The 15,786-nt window shown below is 68.6% G+C and carries 14 protein-coding genes; 12 read left to right on the forward strand and 2 right to left on the reverse strand.

The window, feature by feature from the left end; all coding sequences use genetic code 11:
• The first annotated feature begins 12 nt into the window (after positions 1 to 12).
• Positions 13 to 693 (forward strand): 6-phosphogluconolactonase, encoded by a 681-nt coding sequence (gene pgl, locus ACNQQL_RS17020; RefSeq protein WP_347064830.1) that lies wholly within the window; start codon positions 13 to 15, stop codon positions 691 to 693.
• The gene (locus ACNQQL_RS17025; protein WP_072436121.1) at positions 671 to 2,599 is read left to right on the forward strand and encodes a bifunctional transcriptional regulator/glucokinase; all 1,929 of its coding nucleotides are present in this window, start codon (positions 671 to 673) and stop codon (positions 2,597 to 2,599) included. The genes pgl and ACNQQL_RS17025 overlap by 23 nt, the downstream gene beginning before the upstream one ends.
• 100 nt (positions 2,600 to 2,699) lie before the next feature.
• Here ACNQQL_RS17025 and ACNQQL_RS17030 read toward each other — a convergent pair whose 3' ends face one another.
• Complete coding sequence (locus ACNQQL_RS17030) at positions 2,700 to 3,917, reverse strand: Bcr/CflA family multidrug efflux MFS transporter (RefSeq protein ID WP_347064831.1); 1,218 nt, start codon at positions 3,915 to 3,917, stop codon at positions 2,700 to 2,702.
• Positions 3,918 to 4,155: 238 nt separating this feature from the next.
• Here ACNQQL_RS17030 and ACNQQL_RS17035 point away from each other — a divergent pair, with 238 nt between their 5' ends.
• The 9 genes from ACNQQL_RS17035 to ACNQQL_RS17075 all read left to right on the forward strand — a co-directional run bounded on the left by ACNQQL_RS17035 (position 4,156) and on the right by ACNQQL_RS17075 (position 12,364).
• A complete protein-coding gene (locus ACNQQL_RS17035; protein WP_072436123.1) occupies positions 4,156 to 4,608 on the forward strand; it encodes a hypothetical protein in 453 nt (150 codons plus the stop codon).
• A 173-nt stretch (positions 4,609 to 4,781) separates the two neighbouring features.
• Positions 4,782 to 6,065 carry a glutamate-1-semialdehyde 2,1-aminomutase gene (hemL, locus tag ACNQQL_RS17040; protein WP_347064832.1) on the forward strand — a complete coding sequence of 428 codons (1,284 nt, stop codon included), beginning with the start codon at positions 4,782 to 4,784 and terminating at the stop codon, positions 6,063 to 6,065.
• 15 nt (positions 6,066 to 6,080) lie between these two features.
• The gene (gene ribD / locus ACNQQL_RS17045; protein ID WP_347064833.1) at positions 6,081 to 7,202 is read left to right on the forward strand and encodes a bifunctional diaminohydroxyphosphoribosylaminopyrimidine deaminase/5-amino-6-(5-phosphoribosylamino)uracil reductase RibD; all 1,122 of its coding nucleotides are present in this window, start codon (positions 6,081 to 6,083) and stop codon (positions 7,200 to 7,202) included.
• A 14-nt stretch (positions 7,203 to 7,216) separates the two neighbouring features.
• Positions 7,217 to 7,846: a riboflavin synthase gene (locus ACNQQL_RS17050; protein ID WP_347064834.1), complete on the forward strand. Its 630-nt coding sequence runs from the start codon at positions 7,217 to 7,219 to the stop codon at positions 7,844 to 7,846.
• Between the two features lie 446 nt (positions 7,847 to 8,292).
• Positions 8,293 to 8,811 carry a DUF1993 domain-containing protein gene (locus ACNQQL_RS17055; protein WP_175962608.1) on the forward strand — a complete coding sequence of 173 codons (519 nt, stop codon included), beginning with the start codon at positions 8,293 to 8,295 and terminating at the stop codon, positions 8,809 to 8,811.
• Between the two features lie 140 nt (positions 8,812 to 8,951).
• Positions 8,952 to 10,094, forward strand: a complete 1,143-nt coding sequence (ribBA, locus tag ACNQQL_RS17060) for a bifunctional 3,4-dihydroxy-2-butanone-4-phosphate synthase/GTP cyclohydrolase II (RefSeq protein WP_347064835.1) — start codon at positions 8,952 to 8,954, stop codon at positions 10,092 to 10,094.
• Between the two features lie 53 nt (positions 10,095 to 10,147).
• Positions 10,148 to 10,666 carry a 6,7-dimethyl-8-ribityllumazine synthase gene (ribH, locus tag ACNQQL_RS17065; RefSeq protein WP_011351235.1) on the forward strand — a complete coding sequence of 173 codons (519 nt, stop codon included), beginning with the start codon at positions 10,148 to 10,150 and terminating at the stop codon, positions 10,664 to 10,666.
• Entirely contained in the window at positions 10,663 to 11,100 is a 438-nt protein-coding gene (nusB, locus tag ACNQQL_RS17070) for a transcription antitermination factor NusB (protein WP_072436128.1), read from the forward strand. Before ribH ends, nusB begins: the two co-directional genes overlap by 4 nt.
• Positions 11,101 to 11,167: 67 nt before the next feature.
• Positions 11,168 to 12,364: a pyridoxal phosphate-dependent aminotransferase gene (locus ACNQQL_RS17075; protein ID WP_034182946.1), complete on the forward strand. Its 1,197-nt coding sequence runs from the start codon at positions 11,168 to 11,170 to the stop codon at positions 12,362 to 12,364.
• Between the two features lie 108 nt (positions 12,365 to 12,472).
• Here the strand turns inward: ACNQQL_RS17075 and ACNQQL_RS17080 are convergent, their stop codons facing one another.
• Positions 12,473 to 13,585 (reverse strand): lytic transglycosylase domain-containing protein, encoded by a 1,113-nt coding sequence (locus ACNQQL_RS17080; RefSeq protein ID WP_174417811.1) that lies wholly within the window; start codon positions 13,583 to 13,585, stop codon positions 12,473 to 12,475.
• A gap of 595 nt (positions 13,586 to 14,180) precedes the next feature.
• Here ACNQQL_RS17080 and ACNQQL_RS17085 point away from each other — a divergent pair.
• Positions 14,181 to 15,737 (forward strand): UbiD family decarboxylase, encoded by a 1,557-nt coding sequence (locus tag ACNQQL_RS17085; RefSeq protein ID WP_347064836.1) that lies wholly within the window; start codon positions 14,181 to 14,183, stop codon positions 15,735 to 15,737.
• Positions 15,738 to 15,786: the final 49 nt, after the last annotated feature.

Here is a 15,786-nt window from a genome sequence, read left to right on the forward strand (position 1 = left end):
TCCGGAGGAGATGTGATCGAGATCCACGCTTTCGACACCCAGGAAGCGCAAAGCGAAGCGCTTGCGCGCGCCGTCGGCGATGCGCTGCGCGCCGCGCTCGCCGGCACCGTGCGCCCGACGCTCGCGGTGTCCGGCGGCACGAGCCCGCGCCCGTTCCTGCAAACGCTGTCGCATGCCACGCTCGACTGGGCCGGCGTCGACGTGACGCTGGTCGACGACCGCTGGGTGCCGGAGGACGACGCGGCCAGCAACGCGCACCTCGTGCGCGACACGCTGCTGCAGCACGCGGCGGCCCCTGCCCGCTTCCTGCCGCTCGTCGACACGCGCGCCACGCTCGACGCGCACGTCGCCGCGCTGAACGCGAGCGCCGACTACCGCGTGCCGAACGTCGCGGTGCTCGGCATGGGCGAGGATGGCCACACCGCGTCGATCTTCGCGGACGCGCCCGAATGGGACCACGCGATCGCGACGCCCGAGCGTTTCGTCGCCGTGCATCCGGGCGCCGCGCCGCATGCGCGCGTGAGCTTTTCGCTCGATGCGCTCAAGCGCGTCGACCGGCTGTTCCTGCTGATCGCGGGCCCCGCCAAGCGCGCCGTGCTCGACGCCGCGGCCGCGTCGATGCAGAAGAACGCGATTTCCCAACTGGCCAACGACAAGGGGACCCAGCTCGATGTCTACTGGTGCGCAAACTAAGGCGGTCGTCGCGGGTCAGCATGCCGACGGCCCGCGCCTGCTCGCGGACGTCGGCGGCACCAACGCGCGCTTCGCGCTGGAAACCGGTCCGGGCGAGATCACGCAGATCCGCGTATATCCCGGCACCGACTATCCGACGATCACCGACGCGATCCGCAAGTACCTGAAGGACGTGAAGATCAGCCGCGTGAACCACGCGGCGATCGCGATCGCCAATCCGGTCGACGGCGACCAGGTCACGATGACCAACCACGACTGGAGCTTCTCGATCGAGGCGACGCGCCGTGCGCTCGGTTTCGACACGCTGCTCGTCGTCAACGATTTCACTGCGCTCGCGATGGCGCTGCCGGGCCTGACCGACGCGCAGCGCGTGCAGGTCGGCGGCGGCACGCGCCGCCAGAACAGCGTGATCGGGCTGCTCGGGCCCGGCACCGGGCTCGGCGTGTCGGGGCTGATTCCGGCCGACGACCGCTGGATCGCACTCGGCAGCGAGGGTGGCCACGCGTCGTTCGCGCCGCAGGACGAGCGCGAGGACCTGGTGCTGCAGTACGCGCGCAAGAAGTTTCCGCACGTGTCGTTCGAGCGCGTGTGCGCGGGCCCCGGCATGGAGATCATCTATCGCGCGCTCGCCGCGCGCGACAAGAAGCGCGTCGCCGCAAGCGTCGACACGGTCGAGATCGTCGAGCGCGCACATGCCGGCGAAGCGCTCGCGCTCGAGACGGTCGAATGCTTCTGCGGGATTCTCGGCGCGTTCGCCGGCAGCGTCGCGCTGACGCTCGGCGCGCTCGGCGGCGTGTACATCGGCGGCGGCGTCGCGCTGAAGCTCGGCGAACTGTTCACGCGCTCGTCGTTCCGCGCGCGCTTCGAGGCGAAGGGCCGCTTCACGCACTATCTCGAGAACATCCCGACCTACCTGATCACCGCCGAATACCCGGCATTCCTCGGCGTGTCGGCGATCCTCGCGGAGCAGCTGTCGAACCGCTCGGGCGGCGCGTCGTCGGCCGTATTCGAGCGGATCCGCCAGATGCGCGATGCGCTGACGCCGGCCGAGCGCCGCGTCGCCGATCTCGCGCTGAACCATCCGCGCTCGATCATCAACGATCCGATCGTCGACATCGCGCGCAAGGCCGACGTGAGCCAGCCGACCGTGATCCGCTTCTGCCGCTCGCTCGGCTGCCAGGGGCTGTCGGACTTCAAGCTGAAGCTCGCCACCGGCCTCACCGGCACGATCCCGATGAGCCACAGCCAGGTGCATCTCGGCGACACGGCCACCGACTTCGGCGCGAAGGTGCTCGACAACACGGTGTCGGCGATCCTGCAGTTGCGCGAGCACCTGAACTTCGAGCATGTCGAGAACGCGATCGAGATCCTGAACGGCGCGCGGCGCATCGAGTTCTACGGGCTCGGCAACTCGAACATCGTCGCGCAGGACGCGCACTACAAGTTCTTCCGCTTCGGGATTCCGACGATCGCGTACGGCGACCTGTACATGCAGGCCGCGTCGGCCGCACTGCTCGGCAAGGGCGACGTGATCGTCGCGGTGTCGAAGTCGGGGCGCGCGCCCGAGTTGCTGCGCGTGCTCGACGTCGCGATGCAGGCCGGCGCGAAGGTGATCGCGATCACGTCGAGCAACACGCCGCTCGCGAAGCGCGCGACCGTCGCGCTCGAAACCGACCACATCGAGATGCGCGAGTCGCAACTGTCGATGATCTCGCGGATCCTGCATCTGCTGATGATCGACATCCTCGCGGTGGGCGTCGCGATCCGCCGCGCGTCGCCGAACGGCGAACTGCCCGAGGCCGTCGCGCAGGCGAAGGCGCGCGCAAGCGACGACGAAACGGCCGACGTGCTCGACTGGCTGAGCCACGGCGCGTCGCCGGCGGCGAAGGACGTCGCGCGGGACTGATGCACAGCGCGGCGTCGGCCGCCTCCCGCACTTCAAAAAAAACGCCACCGGCGCATCGCGCGCGGTGGCGTTTTTCGTTGTGCCGCCCGGCTGCGCCGGTTCAGGCGCCCGCTTTCACCGGCCGCCCGTGCCAGCGCAGCACGAGGATGCGTCCGGCGAAACACAGGATGCCCGTGACGCCGATCGTCACGCCCATCGCGAACGGCGTGCCGTCCGCGAGTGCGCCGATCGCGACGCTCGCGAGCGCGCCGAGCGCGAGCTGCATCGCGCCGAACACGGCCGCCGACGCGCCCGCGTTGTGCGGATAGCGATGCATGAGGTCGGTCGTGCAGTTCGCGGACAGGATCCCGACCACGCCGACGACGAAGAACAGGCACACGACGATCGACCACAGCCCGCCCCACCCGGTCAGCGCGACGAGCGCGACCGCGAGCGACGCGATGCAGCTCACGAGCGACGCGGCCGCGATGATGCGCAGCGAGCCGACGCGGCCGACGAGCCGCGTGTTCGCGAAGTTGCCGATCATGATCCCGACGACGTTCAGGCCGAACAGCAGCCCATAGTGCTGCGGCGACACATGGAAATACTCGATGTACACGAACGGCGTCGCGGTGATGTACGAGAACATCGACGCGAATGCCATGCCGCCGCACAGCATGTGCCCCCATGCGACGGGGTCGGACAGGATGCGCCCGTACGACGCGAACGACGCGAGCACGGCCGTGCTCTTGCGCCGCTCCTTCGGCCAGGTTTCGGGCACGCGCAGGTACGCGGTCGCCGCGCACACCGCGCCGAACACGGCCAGCACGACGAACACGCCGCGCCAGCCCGAGAAGCGCAGGATCTGGCCGCCGATCAGCGGCGCGAGCAGCGGCCCGACCGCGGTGACGATCGCGACCATCGACAGCACCTTCGCCGCGTCGCTCGGCTCGTGCGCGTCGCGCGCGATCGCGCGGGCCAGCACCGACGCGGCGCCGGCGCCGAGCGCCTGCAGGAAGCGCACGACGATCAGCATGTCGATCGAGCCCGACACGAAGCAGCCGATGCTCGCGAGCGTGAACAGCGCGATGCCGCCGAGTAGCACGGGGCGGCGGCCCCACGTGTCGGACAGCGGGCCGTACAGCAGCATGCCGACCGAGAAGCCGGCCATGAAGCTCGTCAGCGTGCGCAGCGCGGCGCCGGGGCTGACGGAGAAGCCGTCGGCGATCGACGGCAGACTCGGCAGGTACATGTCGGTGGCGATCGGCCCGCAGGCGGCGAGCGCGCCGAGCAACAGGATCAGCCGGGCATCGGGCCGGCGCCGGACGACGTGAGACATGGGTATCCGGAATGGAGCCCGCGCGCATCGGGGCGCGCGTGGCGGTGAAGACGGGAGGCCGCGCCGCGGACGGCGCGCTCAGGCCCATGATTGTACGCGCAACTTTTTTACGTGCTGAGGGCGGTGTCAGGCAGCAGGACGGGAAACGCCGACGCGACGCGTGGGATCGCGCGCGGATTCGATTAAGCTTGCTGCTGCCCGCTTCTCTTGTCTGACCAATTCGACGCACGACCGAACGATGACCGCTTTCCTGCTGATCTGGAGCCCCAAGAAATGGCCATGGCCCGAGCTGCCCGACGTCGCCGCGCGCGTGAAGGCCGGCGAGGCCGTGCATGACGTGTGGGGCTGCGGCTTCGCACGCGGCATCCTGCCGGGCGACCGCGTGTTCCTGCACCGCGTCGCGAAGGAGCCCAAGGGCGTGTTCGGCTCCGGCTACGTGACACGCGCGCCGTACGAAGTGCCCGATCCGTCGACGAAGCGCGGTTACCGGCTGTGCATCGACTTCGTGTACGACTGGCTGGTCGACGCGCACCGGGACGTCGTGATCGCGCGCGACGCGCTGCGCGTCCACCCGTACTCGGTGCAGACCTGGGATGCGCAGAGCTCCGGCACGTCGATCAAGCCGATGGTCGAAGGCCCGCTCGAGAAGCGTTGGGCGGAGCTGACCGGCAAGCGCAAGCCCCCGCGATAACCGGGCCGATCGCCGGGACAAATCGGGCCCTCCTTTCCAGCCCACGTGCCGAAAGGCCGCAGACCGTCGCGCGGGCCCGCCGCGCGCGTCTCCGGTACAATCAGACGATCGTTCCGCCCAGGCGCCGCGGCCCGTGCACAGGCCCCCGCGCCCTTCTCTCGCAGGTTTCGCCCATGTCCAATAATCAGATCCTTTTCGAACGCGCCCAGAAGACCATTCCCGGCGGCGTCAACTCGCCGGTGCGCGCATTCCGTTCGGTCGGCGGCACGCCGCGTTTCGTCGCGCGCGCGCAAGGTCCGTATTTCTGGGATGCCGACGGCAAGCAGTACATCGACTACATCGGCTCGTGGGGCCCGATGATCGTCGGCCACGTCCATCCGGACGTGCTGTCGGCCGTGCAGAACGTGCTCGCCGACGGCTTCTCGTTCGGCGCGCCGACCGAGGCCGAGATCGAGATCGCCGAGGAAATCTGCAAACTCGTGCCGTCGATCGAGCAGGTGCGGATGGTGTCGAGCGGCACCGAGGCCACGATGAGCGCGCTGCGTCTCGCGCGCGGCTTCACGGGCCGCAGCCGCATCGTCAAGTTCGAGGGCTGCTACCACGGCCACGCGGACAGCCTGCTCGTGAAGGCCGGCTCCGGCCTGCTGACGTTCGGCAACCCGACGTCGGCCGGCGTGCCCGCCGACATCGCGAAGCACACGACCGTCCTCGAATACAACAACGTCGCCGCGCTCGAGGAAGCATTCGGCGCGTTCGGCGACGAGATCGCCGCGGTGATCGTCGAGCCCGTCGCGGGCAACATGAACCTCGTGCGCGGCACGCCCGAATTCCTGAACGCGCTGCGCGCGCTGTGCACGAAGCACGGCGCCGTGCTGATCTTCGACGAGGTGATGTGCGGTTTCCGCGTCGCGCTCGGCGGCGCGCAGGCGTACTACGGGATCACGGCCGACCTCACCTGCCTCGGCAAGGTGATCGGCGGCGGGATGCCGGCCGCCGCGTTCGGCGGCCGCCGCGACATCATGGCCCACCTTGCGCCGCTCGGCGGCGTCTACCAGGCCGGCACGCTGTCGGGCAACCCGATCGCGGTCGCCGCGGGCCTGAAGACGCTGCAACTGATCCAGGCGCCCGGCTTCTACGATGCGCTCACCGCGCAGACGAAGCGTCTCGCCGACGGCCTCGCGGCCGAAGCGCGCGCGGCCGGCGTGCCGTTCGCGGCCGACTCGATCGGCGCGATGTTCGGCCTCTACTTCGCCGAGCGCGTGCCGACCAGCTTCGCGGAAGTCACGAAGAGCGACACCGGACGCTTCAACCGCTTCTTCCACCTGATGCTCGACGAGGGCGTGTACTTCGCGCCGTCCGCATACGAAGCCGGCTTCGTGTCGAGCACGCACGACGACGCGGTGATCGACGCGACGCTCGCGGCCGCACGCCGCGCGTTCGCGGCACTCGCCGCCTGACCGGGGGCCGCGCGCATGTTCTCGGATACCGATTTCGCCCACATGGAGCGCGCGCTCGCGCTCGCCGCGCGCGGCATGTATACGACGGCGCCGAATCCGCGCGTCGGCTGCGTGATCGTCAAGGACGGCGACGTGATCGGCGAAGGCTTCACGCAGCCGGCCGGCCAGGACCACGCGGAAGTGCAGGCGCTGAAGGACGCGCGCTCGCGCGGCCACGACGTCGCGGGCTCGACCGTCTACGTGACGCTCGAGCCGTGCAGCCATTTCGGCCGCACGCCGCCGTGCGCGAACGCGCTGAGCGAAGCGCGCGTCGCGAAGGTCGTCGCCGCGATGGAAGACCCGAATCCGCAGGTGTCGGGGCGCGGCCTCGGCATGCTGCGCGACGCGGGCATCGACGTGCGCTGCGGGCTGCTCGCGCACGAAGCCGGCGAACTGAACATCGGCTTCGTGTCGCGGATGACGCGCGGCCGTCCGTGGGTGCGGATGAAGACCGCCGCGTCGCTCGACGGCCGCACCGCGCTGCCGTCCGGCGAAAGCCAATGGATCACCGGCGAGGCCGCGCGCCTCGACGGGCACGCGTGGCGTGCGCGCGCCTGCGCGATCCTCACCGGCATCGGCACCGTGCGCGAGGACAACCCGCTGCTGACCGTGCGCGGCATCGACACGCCGCGCCAGCCGCAGCGCATCCTGGTCGACAGCCGCCTCGACCTGCCGCTCGACGCGCGACTGCTCGAGGGCGCGCCGCTGCTGATCTTCTGCGGCCGGCTCGACGCGAGCGGCGAAATGCGCGCGAACGTGCTGAAGGCGCGCGGCGCGGAAATCGTGTCGCTCGCGAATGCGCACGGCAAGGTCGACCTGCCCGCGATGCTCGCGGCGCTCGGCGCGCGCGGCGTCAACGAACTGCACGTCGAGGCCGGCCACAAGCTGAACGGCTCGCTGCTGCGCGAGCAATGCGTCGACGAATTGCTCGTCTATCTCGCGCCGAGCCTGCTGGGCGCCGACGCGGCCGGCATGTTCGACCTCGCCGCGCCGGCGAGCCTCGACGCACGCACGCGACTGTCGTTCCACGGCATCGAGCGGATCGGCGACGATCTGCGGATCCTGGCGCGTGTCGCGCCACCCGACGCCACGCACTGAACGGGACCGTCACGATGTTTACCGGAATTGTCGCGGCCGTCGGCCGCATCGAATCGATCGATCCGCTCGGCACGTCGGCCGATGCAGGTGTGCGCCTGACCGTGCTGGCCGGCGGGCTCGATCTCGCCGATGTCGCGCTGGGCGACAGCATCGCGATCCAGGGCGCGTGCATGACGGTGATCGAAAAGACCGACGTCGCGTTCGACGTCGACGTGTCGCGCGAAAGCCTGAACCGCACGGTCGGCCTCGCCCAGCCCGGCGAAGTGAACCTCGAGAAGGCACTGCGCGCGCACGACCGCCTCGGCGGGCACATCGTGTCGGGCCACGTCGACGGCCTCGGCACCGTGTCGCGCTTCGCGCCGGTCGGCGAGTCGCACGAGCTGCGGATCGTCGCGCCGCGCGAGCTGGGCCGCTATCTTGCGTACAAGGGGTCGATCACGGTCAACGGCGTGAGCCTGACCGTCAACACGGTCGACGATCGCGCGGACGGCTGCGAATTCTCGATCAACCTGATTCCGCACACGGTCGAGGTCACGACGCTGCGTCACCTGAAGGCCGGCGACAAGGTCAATCTCGAAGTCGACATGATTGCGCGGTATGTGGAGCGAATGCTGTCGACGTCGCAAGGCGTGCATCAGGACTGATCGTCCTTTTTCGTGCTTTCTTGAGAATCGCGGCCGGCGGTTCGGCCCCCGGCCGGCCGGGTCCGCATCGCCGCCGTTTTCTGCCCACACCGGCCGCCGTGCGCGAACCGCTACGTGTACCGGCGAGCCGCTCCATGAGCGCGTTGCCGCCTCGTCGGGCGATCCGCCGTTCAGCGCTTCACTGCCTCGTCGATGACGGGGCGACGTCCTGGCCCCATATCAAACCGCAGCCTGTCCCGTCGGCCGGTCGATTCCGATATCTGCGGTCCATCGATACGATTCCCCGTCGCATCCGCTCGTCGACCCGCGGGCCCGATCCTCGGCCGAACGGCCAACGACGCGCACGGGTCACGCCGCCGCGCTAAGATGCGTCGACAGCGGTTTCAACGCCGCAACGCACGACGCGCCGCGCACCGGCCGCCCCTCTTCCCACAGGAGTCGTTCCCATGTCCATCTCGATGTACCAGGCTTCGCTGCCCGTCCTGATCCGCGGCCTGACCAACCTGCAGCACATCCTCGGCAAGGCGCAGGCGCACGCGGCCGAGAAGCAGATCGACCCGTCGGTGTTCGTCGGCGCGCGCCTCTACCCGGACATGCTGCCGCTCGTCCGCCAGGTCTACATCGCGACCGACACGGCCAAGGGCTGCGCCGCGCGGCTCGCCGGCGCCGAGATCCCGAGCTACCCGGACGTCGAGCAGACCTTCGACGAACTGCACGCGCGCATCCAGAAGACGATCGACTACCTGAAAAGCTTCGACGCCGCGCAGATCGACGGCAGCGAGGCGCGCCAGATCGTGCTGAAGATGCGCGTCGGCCCGATCGAGTTCACCGGCCAGTCGTACCTGCTGAACTTCGTGCTGCCCAACTTCTTCTTCCACGTGACGACCGCGTACGACATCCTGCGCCACAGCGGCGTCGAGCTCGGCAAGCTCGACTACCTCGGCGGGCGCGACTTGCACGCATGACGCGCGGCGGCCCGGCCGGGCCTGCCGCGCAGGCCGGCCGCACCGCCTTCCGGAGCGCTTGCCGGCCGAGCGCAACCCGCGCCAGCCGAAACGCCGTCCGGCTGGCGTAAAATACGCACTTTCCTCTTTCTCGCCCCCTTATGACGCTCGCCTCCACGCTCGACATCATCGCCGAGCTGAAAGCCGGCCGGATGGTGATCCTGGTCGACGAAGAAGACCGCGAAAACGAGGGCGACCTCGTGATCGCCGCCGAATTCGTCACGCCGGAAGCGATCAACTTCATGGCCAGGTACGGCCGCGGCCTGGTTTGTCTGACGTTGACGCAGGAACGCTGCAAGCAGCTGCACCTGCCGCTGATGACCTACCGCAACGGCACGCAATACGGCACCGCGTTCACGGTCAGCATCGAAGCGGCCGAAGGCGTGACGACCGGCATCTCGGCCGCCGACCGTGCGCACACGATCGCCACGGCGGTCGCGCACGACGTGCGTCCCGAGCACATCGTGCAGCCGGGCCACGTGTTCCCGATCATGGCGCAGCCGGGCGGCGTGCTCGTGCGCGCGGGCCATACCGAGGCCGGCTGCGACTTCACCGCGCTTGCGGGCCTCACGCCGGCCGCGGTGATCTGCGAGATCATCAAGGACGACGGCACGATGGCGCGCCTGCCCGACCTGATCGAATTCGCGAAGGAACACGGCCTGAAGATCGGCACGATCGCCGACCTGATCCACTATCGCAGCCGCACCGAATCGATCATCGAGCGGATCGCCGAGCGCACGATGCAGACCGCGCACGGCACGTTCCGCGCGGTGCTGTACCGCGACCAGCCGAGCGGTTCGCCGCACATCGCGCTGGTGCGCGGCGCGCCGTCGCCCGACGTCGATACGCCGGTGCGCGTGCACGAGCCGCTGTCGGTGCTCGACCTGCTCGAAACCGGCGTGTCGACGCACTCGTGGACGCTCGACGCCGCGATGCGCGAGATCGCGGAGCGCGACCTCGGCGTGATCGTGCTGCTCAACTGCGGCGACACGAAGGAACACCTGATCGACGTCTTCAAGGCGTTCGACGAGGAAGAAAAGGCTGCTGCGCTGAAGCGCCGGCCGGTCGATTTCAAGACGTTCGGCATCGGCGCGCAGATCCTGCGCGATGTCGGCGTCGGCAAGATGCAGGTGCTGTCGAATCCGCGCAAGCTGGGCAGCATGTCCGGCTACGGCCTCGAAGTCACGGGCTTCATTCCGATGCCCGGCGGCGAAGCCAAGTCCTGCCCGGCGTCCCACGCGTAACCCGCCACGGCGCTTTCGCCCTATAACCGTTCATCCACACCACGGACAAGATCATGGAAATCGGACAATACCAACCGAATCTCGAAGGCGACGGCCTGCGTATCGGCATCGTGCAATCGCGCTTCAACGAACCCGTGTGCAACGGTCTCGCCGACGCGTGCGTCGAAGAACTGGAGCGCCTCGGCGTCACCGGTGAAGACGTGCTGCTCGTGTCGGTGCCCGGCGCGCTGGAAATCCCGCTCGCGCTGCAGAAGCTCGCGGAAAGCGGCCAGTTCGACGCGCTGATCGCGCTCGGCGCGGTGATCCGCGGCGAGACCTACCACTTCGAACTCGTGTCGAACGAGAGCGGCGCGGGCATCACCCGCATCGGCCTCGACTTCAACCTGCCGATCGCGAACGCGGTCCTGACGACCGAAAACGACGAGCAGGCCGTCGCGCGCATGACCGAAAAGGGTCGTGACGCCGCACGCGTCGCCGTCGAGATGGCCAACCTGACGATGGCGCTCGACCAACTCGGCGACGACGACGAGGATGAAGAAGAGGACGAAGACGACGAAGAGGAGCGCGCATGAAGAAGAGCGCCCGCCGACAATCGCGCGAGCTGGCGACGCAGGGCCTGTATCAGTGGCTGCTGTCGAACGCGCCCTCCGGCGAGATCGACGCGCAACTGCGCGGCGCGCTCGGTTACGACAAGGCTGACAAGGAGCTGCTCGAAGCCATCCTGCACGGCGTGATCCGCGAGCACGCGACACTCGTCGAAGCGCTGACGCCGTCGCTGGACCGTCCGATCGAGCAGTTGTCGCCGGTCGAACGCGCCGTGTTGCTGATCGCGACGTTCGAGCTCACGCACCACGTCGAAACGCCGTATCGCGTGATCATCAACGAAGCGGTCGAACTCGCGAAGACGTTCGGCGGCTCCGACGGCTACAAGTACGTGAACGGCGTGCTCGACAAGCTCGCCGCGAAGCTGCGCCCCGCCGAAACGCAGGCGCGCCGCAACGGCTGATACCGTTTGTTTGTCCACGGGCGCGCAAGCGCCCGTTTTTCATTCTCTCCCCCGCCCCGCCCGACCGATGAATACCACCGCCGATTCGCTCGTCACGCTCGCCGCACGCGTCGACGCGATCCAGCCCTTCTACGTGATGGAACTGATGAAGGAGGCACAGCGGCTCGAGTCGTCCGGGCGCGACGTTATCCACATGGGCATCGGCGAACCGGATTTCACCGCGCCGGAGCCTGTCGTCGAAGCGGCCGCGGCCGCGCTGCGCCGCGGCGTCACGCAGTACACGAGCGCGCTCGGCATTGCGCCGCTGCGCGAGGCGATCGCCGCGCACTACGCGCGCGCGTATGGCCTCACGATCAGCCCCGAACGGATCGTCGTGACGGCCGGCGCGTCGGCCGCGCTGCTGCTCGCGTGCCTCGCACTCGTCGGCCGCGACGACGAGGTGCTGATGCCCGACCCGTCGTATCCGTGCAACCGGCACTTCGTCGCGGCGGCCGAAGGCCGCGCGGTGCTCGTGCCGAGCGGCCCGGACGCGCGCTTCCAGCTCACCGAGGACGACGTCCGCACGCGCTGGGGCGACCGCACGCGCGGCGTGCTGCTCGCGTCGCCGTCGAACCCGACCGGCACGTCGCTCGAGCCGGACGAACTGAAGCGGATCGTCGAAGCCGTGCGCGCACGCGGCGGCTTCACGATCGTCGACGAGATCTATCAGGGGCTCAGCTACGACGCTGCGCCCGTGTCGGCGCTGTCGTTCGGCGACGATGTCATCACGGTGAACAGCTTCTCGAAGTATTTCAGCATGACCGGCTGGCGGCTCGGCTGGCTCGTCGTGCCGCCCGCGCTGGTCGGTACGTTCGAAAAGCTTGCGCAGAACCTGTTCATCTGCCCGTCCGCACTTGCGCAGCACGCGGCACTCGCGTGCTTCGAGCCGGCCACGCTCGACATCTACGAAGCGCGCCGGCTCGAATTCAAGCGCCGCCGCGATTTCATCGCACCGGCGCTCGAACGGCTCGGCTTCACGGTTCCGGTGATGCCGGACGGTGCGTTCTACGTGTATGCGCATTGCGGCGGCGTCGCCCACCCGGCCGCCGGCGACAGCGCCGCGCTCACGCAGGCAATGCTGCACGACGCGGGTGTCGTGCTGGTGCCCGGCATGGACTTCGGTGTCCATGCGCCACGCGACTATATCCGTCTGTCCTATGCAACGGCCTACTCGCGGCTCGAAGAAGCGGTCGATCGGCTCGCGACGCTGTTCGGGCAGCACTGACGTCGCGGCCGGCACACCGGCCGTTCCACACGCCACAAAAGGAAAAGGCACCCGCATCGGGTGCCTTTTTCATTTCCTGCCGGCCGGAACCGCGCGGTACGCGTCAGGTTACGCGCCGAGCTCCGAATGGTCGCCGTGCGCCTGCTTCGCGGTATCGACGCTCGCGTCGTCCTGCGGCGACGTTTCCTTCGACGCCGTCGTCTTCGCCGACGTCGCGGTTTCGAGCGTCGCACGCACGCGCTTCGCGCCGCCTGCCGATGCCGTTACGGCAGCGGCCGTGACGATCGGCTTCGCCGGCGCCTGCGGTGCATTGACCGGCACGCTGCGGCCGTGCGACACGTCGCGCAGCCGGCCGCGCTCGGCCATCACCTTCGCGCCGTATGCGTTGTCGTCGGGGTTCGTCGAGCCGTTGTACAGCCGCAGGCCGTTCGCGAGCGAGCCGCCGCGGGCGATGCAGTCCTTCAGCACGAGCGCGCCGACCTGGAGGTTCGCGAGCGGCTGCAGTGCGGTATCGGTGCCGCCGAAATACTCGAACTTGTCGGAATGGACCTTCGACATGACCTGCATCAGGCCCTTCGCGCCGACGCCGCTTTCGGCGTAAGGGTTGAAGCCCGACTCGATCGCCATCACGGACAGCAGCAGCAGCGGATCGAGGCCGACGTCACGGCCGGTCTGGAACGCGGCCTTGACGAGCTGGCCGAGCGGCTCCTGTGCGATGCGGTAACGGCGCGACAGATAGGTCGCGACGAGCGCCTGTTCGCGGTTCGACGCGAGCGCACGATCGTCGCGCGCGTCGGCCGGCACCCGCTGGGTCGGGATCAGTTTCGCGAGCGCGACGGGCGACGGGCCGTTGCGGGCCGGATCGGACGCATCGCCCTGCGCAGCGGCTTCCGGTGCGACATCGAGGCCGACCGCAAGCGCGTCCGTTTCGGGACTCTCTTCCTGCTGCGGCTGCGCGCCGGCAGGCGCGAAGTTCGGCAGCGGATGGCCGGACAGCAAACGGGCAGGCCCGGCCTGCACGGCCGCGGATACGACCGGCATCAGCTTCGCGGCAAGCGTGCCGCGCACGGTTGGCAGCAGCCACAGTGCAAGTGCAACCGCGACAGCGAGACAGCCGACAACGCTGAATAGATGGTGACTGACACGCGTCCCGCGACGCAGCATGTTGCGCACGATTTGCGCATGCTGCTCAGTGGGACGCCACGATAACCAAGCGTTCATTCAGATCATCTCCCATGAACATGACTCGTGCGGCTCGCTCAGCTCGATGGCGAGACAGAAACGCGCCGCGGAATCACGACGCCGCACGCCTTGGTTGGGACGTGCAAGCATCGGGGAAACGGTATAAGTACCGTTCGAGGCCACGGTGTAAGAAGGCCGACGCCTTCGCACACTGGGCGAGACGGGCATACGCGGTGGCACCCACGCAAAAAACCAGCGTCTGGTAGCGCTGGCTGGGACTACGACTAAGGCCGTCGAATACGCCGTGCAGGGTTCGGCGGACGGTGACGCGCTGCGTCAAAGATCGGTGATTGGCGGCTCGAAGCCTTTTACCCTGCAACCAATGTGAGCGGATTCTAGCAGGGTTTTATAGATCGTCAACACTATAAAATCTAAAAATCATAACAAAAAGTAATTTAAAGCCGCCCTTCAGATCGGGAGCCCCGTGCCGTAGGGGGTTTGCGCGCGATCGACTTTTTTCGCGGCCGGGCGTCCATGCGGCGGCCCGGGTAAAATCGTCGGTCGATTCGGGGCCGCAGCCGGCCGCTGCGCCCGCCCACCGTCGCCCGCCATGCGGGCGGCCCGGACCTTCTTCATGAAATACAAAGACTTACGCGATTTCATCCAACGCCTCGAGGCGCTCGGCGAACTGCGGCGCGTCACGCAACCCGTGTCGCCCGTGCTCGAAATGACCGAGCTGTGCGACCGCGTGCTGCGCGCCGGCGGCCCTGCGCTGCTGTTCAACGCGCCGCCCGGCAATGCGTTTCCCGTGCTCGGCAACCTGTTCGGCACACCGCGCCGCGTCGCGCTCGGGATGGGCGTCGATGCAGGCGACGATGCCGCGCTCGGCTCGCTGCGCGATCTCGGGCGCCTGCTGTCCGCGCTGAAGGAGCCCGACCCGCCGAAGAGCCTGAAGGACGCCGGCAAGCTGCTGTCGCTCGCGAAGGCCGTGTGGGACATGGCGCCGAAGTCGGTGTCGTCGCCGCCGTGCCAGGAGATCGTCTGGGAAGGCGCCGACGTCGACCTGCACAAGCTGCCGATCCAGACCTGCTGGCCCGGCGACGCGGGGCCGCTCGTCACGTGGGGCCTGACGGTCACGCGCGGTCCGAACAAGTCGCGCCAGAACCTCGGCATCTACCGCCAGCAGCTGATCGGCCGCAACAAGCTGATCATGCGCTGGCTCGCGCATCGCGGCGGCGCGCTCGACTTCCGCGAATTCGCGCTGCAGAACCCCGGCAAGCCGTATCCGGTCGCGGTCGTGCTCGGCGCCGATCCGGCCACGACGCTCGGCGCGGTGACGCCCGTGCCCGATTCGCTGTCCGAATATCAGTTCGCCGGCCTGCTGCGCGGCAGCCGCACCGAGCTCGCGAAGTGCCTGACACCCGGCGTCGACACGCTGCAGGTGCCCGCGCGCGCGGAGATCGTGCTCGAAGGCTTCATCCATCCGCAGGACGGCCCCCCTGCTCCCGCTCCGGCCGGCGCGCCGCCGCGGCCGGCCGGCAACGCGTCCGCCGCGTACGAACACGCACTCGAAGGGCCGTACGGCGACCACACCGGCTATTACAACGAGCAGGAGTGGTTCCCTGTGTTCACCGTCGAGCGCATCACGATGCGCCGCGACGCGATCTACCATTCGACCTACACGGGCAAACCGCCCGACGAGCCCGCGGTGCTCGGCGTCGCGCTCAACGAGGTATTCGTGCCGCTGCTGCAGAAGCAGTTCACGGAGATCACCGACTTCTACCTGCCGCCCGAAGGCTGCAGCTACCGGATGGCCATCGTCCAGATGAGGAAGAGCTACGCGGGCCACGCGAAGCGCGTGATGTTCGGCGTGTGGAGCTTCCTGCGGCAGTTCATGTATACGAAGTTCATCGTGGTCGTCGACGAGGACGTGAACATCCGCGACTGGAAGGAAGTGATCTGGGCGATCACGACGCGCGTCGACCCCGTGCGCGACACGGTGATGGTCGACAGCACGCCGATCGACTATCTCGATTTCGCGTCGCCGGTTGCCGGTCTCGGCTCGAAGATGGGGCTCGACGCGACCAACAAGTGGCCCGGCGAGACGAACCGGGAATGGGGCCGTCCGATCGAGATGGATGCGGCCGTGAAGGCGCGCGTCGACCGGCTCTGGCAGGAGATCGGACTCTGAGGCCGTACGGCCGGCGCCCGCCGGCCCGTGCATCGCACCCATCACCAGA

It is taken from the genome of Burkholderia sp. LFS061 (genome assembly GCF_047978125.1).
In the GTDB taxonomy this organism is placed as follows: Bacteria; Pseudomonadota; Gammaproteobacteria; order Burkholderiales; family Burkholderiaceae; genus Burkholderia; species Burkholderia pyrrocinia_C.